Origin of the sequence: Streptomyces rectiviolaceus, assembly GCF_039533825.1 — a bacterium.
GTDB lineage: Bacteria > Actinomycetota > Actinomycetes > Streptomycetales > Streptomycetaceae > Streptomyces > Streptomyces rectiviolaceus.
Genome location: NZ_BAAAUG010000198.1, coordinates 12,540 through 16,162, shown reverse-complemented (window position 1 = coordinate 16,162; position 3,623 = coordinate 12,540). Strand labels below are relative to the sequence as shown.

Here is a 3,623-nt window from a genome sequence, read left to right as displayed (position 1 = left end):
CACGCCGACCGCGTCGAGGCGGGCACCACGCGCCGCGTCGAGGTCGCCGTCACCCCGCCCAAGGACGCCGACCCCGGAGAGCAGCCGCTGACCGCGACGGCTCGCCACCGCTCGGCGGGCCAGGACCGCACCGCCACCCAGCGGATCGCGGTCGCCGTCATGCCTCCGGCGCCGACGGCCGACACCTGGGCGAGCGACATGGCGTGGCTCAAGTCGGCCAACGGCTACGGCCCCGCCGAACGCGACCGCAGCAACGGCGAGTCGGGCGCCGAGGACGGCCACACGCTGACCCTCGCCGGGAAGACGTACGAGAAGGGGCTCGGCACCCACGCCGACTCCGCGATCGAGGTCTACACAGGCGGCCAGTGCTCGAAGTTCACGGCCGACGTGGGCATCGACGACGAGATCAACGGCTACGGAGAGGTGGCCTTCTCGGTCGAGGCCGACGGCAAGGTGCTGTGGACCTCGCCCAGGGTGACGGGTGCCTCGGCGACCGTGCCGGTGGACGTCGACGTGAGCGGGGCGCGGCACGTCGAGCTGAAGGTGACCGACACGAACGGTTCCAAGAGCGGGGACCACGCGGACTGGGCAGCGGCGAAGTTCAGCTGCGCGTAGCCGAAGCCGTAGCCGGTCGTCGGCAGGGAGCGGCGCCGGGCGGGAAGGACTCCGCCCGGCGCCGCGGTCCGTCACCGCCCTCGCGTCACTTCGTGGTGATCACGATGGCCACGAGATAGGACGGGTTGGTGGTGTCGTAGTAGCCGATCACCTGCTGTCCGAAGGCGAAGGCCTCCTGGACCGCGTCGTGGGTCTGCTGACTCGGGTTGATGAACGCCTTCCAGGCGTTGTCGATCATCAGGTAGAGGACCGACGACTGGCCCGGCAGGGGCTGGATGACGTCCCAGAACGACATGGCGACGCCCGACGCGACCGCCTGGGTGGAGATCTCAGGTGCCTGCGCCTGCGGGACGTTCTCCTGGCCGAGCTGCTGGAGCAGCTGCTGGTAGGGCGGCCGCTGGCCGAGTTGCTGGAGCTGCTGCTGGAGATGCGGCGGTACGTGCTGCTGCGCTCCCTGCATGCCCTGCGCCCCCTGCATCCCCTGCATGCCGCGCATGCCCTGCGGGTCCAACTGCTGCGGCGGCGCGGTGCTCGGGCCCTGCTGCTGGCCCTGTTGCTGCTGCCTCTGCTGGGAGCCGAACTGCTGCTGGCCGTACTGCTGCTGGGGTCCGTACTGCTGGCCTTGCTGCTGCATGGGGTTCATGTGCGGGGTGGTGCTCATGTAAGTGCCACCTTCCCTCAATGGTTGGGGTGCTTCAGCCCGTGACGACCAGGCCGACGACCTCGTCGTCCGAGAACCAGACGCGTACGTCGGGGTGCCCGCCCGCGAAGGCGGCGTGCACCGCCTGGCGGATGTCGGGGGACGGGTGGTTCAGGTTGCGCCACTCCCCGGCGACGAACAGCCTCAGGCGTGGCGGGAGTTCGTTGGGATACGGGAGCAGCTCGTCCCAGTAGCGCTCGGCCCGGCCCGCGCCCACCGCCGACGGCAGCAGGTTCGTGACCGCCGACTTGATGTCGGGGCGGTTGCCGATCCGCTGCGAGGCGGGGCGGCCCGGCGCGTCCTGCTGCGGCGAGCCCGTCGAGCGCAGTACCGCACGCGCGCGCTGGGGCGTCATCAGCTGCTGGCCCGCGGCCTTCAGCATGCCCTGCAGACAGGCCAGCGCCCCGACGACGACCGGTGAGGCGGACGAGGTGCCGGAGAACGTGTCCGTGTACCAGGCGATCTCGTCGGCGCCGCCCTGCAGGTCGCCCGGCTGGTTCCAGGAGCCGCCGGTCGTGGTGGTCTCGCGGCCCCAGCCCTGCGCGTCCACGCGGGCGCCGTAGTTGGAGAAGCCCAGGCGTGAGCGGTCAGGTCCGTGATCGCGGCCGTGCGTGCCGGGCGGTGGTGCGCCCGCGCCGACCAGGACGGCGCCGGAGGGCCTGTTGGAGGGGTTGAAGGGGTTGCGCCACCACGCGGGGAATTCGTCCGGCCTGCGCTCGTACACCGCGTCGTCCAGGGATTCCGCGCCGTTGCCCGCCGCTCCGACGACGATGACGCCCTTCGCGCTTGCGTACCGGATCGCCGCGTAGTCGTCAGGCCACCACTCCAGGGCGATGTAGCCCCGCTGGTCGTCACGCGGCTCGAAGTCGAACCGCGGTCCTGGCCGGTGCAGTTCGATCAGGACGATGTCGCCGGGGCCGAGCCGGTCCGCCGCCGCGTGGATCGTGGCCGCGGTGCCCAGGGGCTGGAAGGAGGCCGCAGCGGTCATGGCCTCGGGCGCGATGCCGGAGATGCCCACGTAGTTGCGGTCGCCGCCGATCACGCCGATCACCGCGGTGCCGTGGTTGCGCCAGGCCACGTCCTGGATGGGGGTGCCGATGACCACGCCGGCGAGCTTGCCGGTCAGGTCCTCGTGACTCAGCTGCCAGGCGCCCTCGATGTCGATCACCGTGACGCCCTCGCCCGAACCGCCGAGCCGCTGCCACGCCCAGTGCGCGTCCACGCCTTCGGGCGCCGGGCGCAGATAGCCCTGGCGGCCGGTGAAGTCGGGGGTGACGGGGGCGCCTTCCTTGCGGCGCCCGGACTCGCCGATGTCCGCGGACGCGAACGGGGCGGACTGGCCGGGCTGGCCGGACTGGCCGGGTTGGCGCTGCGGCGGAGGCTGCGGCCGGTCCGTCGAGCCGAGCGACGCCGGTACGGCGCCCGGCTTGACGTACGCCGTGTCGATCCCCGGCAGCGCCGCCAACCGCGAGCGCAGCTCCTGCGCCCTGCTCTCGCCGCCGCGCACGCGGTAGAAGAGCGCCAGGTCCGGGACGTCGTCGCCGTCGTCCGATTCGATGTGCTGCCGGCCCGCGGAGAGGAGACGCTCCTCGTTGCCGAACAGCGGTTCCAGGGCGAGTTGTTCGTCGCCGAGGAACATGTTGAGGGCGGACACGTCGGAGCCGGCCGCCGAGCGGACGCCATCGGCCTGGGCACGCAGCCGGGCCTCGGGCCGTGCGACGACGATCAGCTCCTGCTCGGACGCCCGGTAGGTGAATCCCGCTCCGTCGGGTCCGGGTCCACTGGATCCCGGGCCGCCTGTCGGCTCTACCTGGTCGGTCATCGCTTCACCGCTCCCCTCGGTCATTGGGTGCCGTGCTGTGGCCGCGCGTTCCGGGGCACACCCTGCTACCGACCGGGGCGGCCGTCCACCCCCTTTGCCTCAACTGGGTTTGAAATCAAGGCGATTTGGGAACCCCGTGCAATTCGTCCGGAAGCCGATGTCACGCCTCAATCCGGCCATACACCGAACGCAGTGGGGCGGCACCCTTTCGGGTGCCGCCCCACGCTGGTTCCGCTCTCTGTCAGTCCTCGGAGGAATCAGACGGTCCGGATTCGCCGCTGCTTTCCTCGTCCGGTTCCGAGCCCGATGCCGGTCCCGATCCCGATGCCGGTCCCGGGCTTGGTCCCGATCCCGGTCCCGTTCCTGGCTCCGGCTCCGGACGCGGCTGCGGTTTCGGCGGCCGGGTGCGGTCGCCGCCGGGGGTGTCGCGCAGATACGGGGCCGGGTCGCCGCCCTCCGTGGCATGGCCGCCGGGCTGCGGCGGGC

Annotated in this window: 3 protein-coding genes and 1 pseudogene; 1 reads left to right on the top strand and 3 read right to left on the bottom strand. The window is 71.9% G+C overall.

Annotation, left to right across the window (positions count from 1 at the left end; all coding sequences use genetic code 11):
- The coding region (locus ABD378_RS40100) for an NPCBM/NEW2 domain-containing protein (protein ID WP_344529686.1) at positions 1-615 on the top strand (615 nt) is incomplete at its 5' end.
- An 85-nt stretch (positions 616-700) separates the two neighbouring features.
- On the opposite strand, the gene ABD378_RS40095 is transcribed toward ABD378_RS40100, so the two are convergent.
- The 3 genes and pseudogenes from ABD378_RS40095 to ABD378_RS40085 all read right to left on the bottom strand — a co-directional run.
- A complete protein-coding gene (locus ABD378_RS40095) occupies positions 701-1,276 on the bottom strand; it encodes a hypothetical protein (RefSeq protein WP_344529684.1) in 576 nt (191 codons plus the stop codon).
- A 34-nt stretch (positions 1,277-1,310) separates the two neighbouring features.
- Entirely contained in the window at positions 1,311-3,137 is a 1,827-nt protein-coding gene (locus ABD378_RS40090; RefSeq protein ID WP_344529682.1) for a S8 family peptidase, read from the bottom strand.
- A gap of 241 nt (positions 3,138-3,378) precedes the next feature.
- Positions 3,379-3,623: pseudogene (locus ABD378_RS40085) on the bottom strand (PAC2 family protein); the annotation flags it as partial.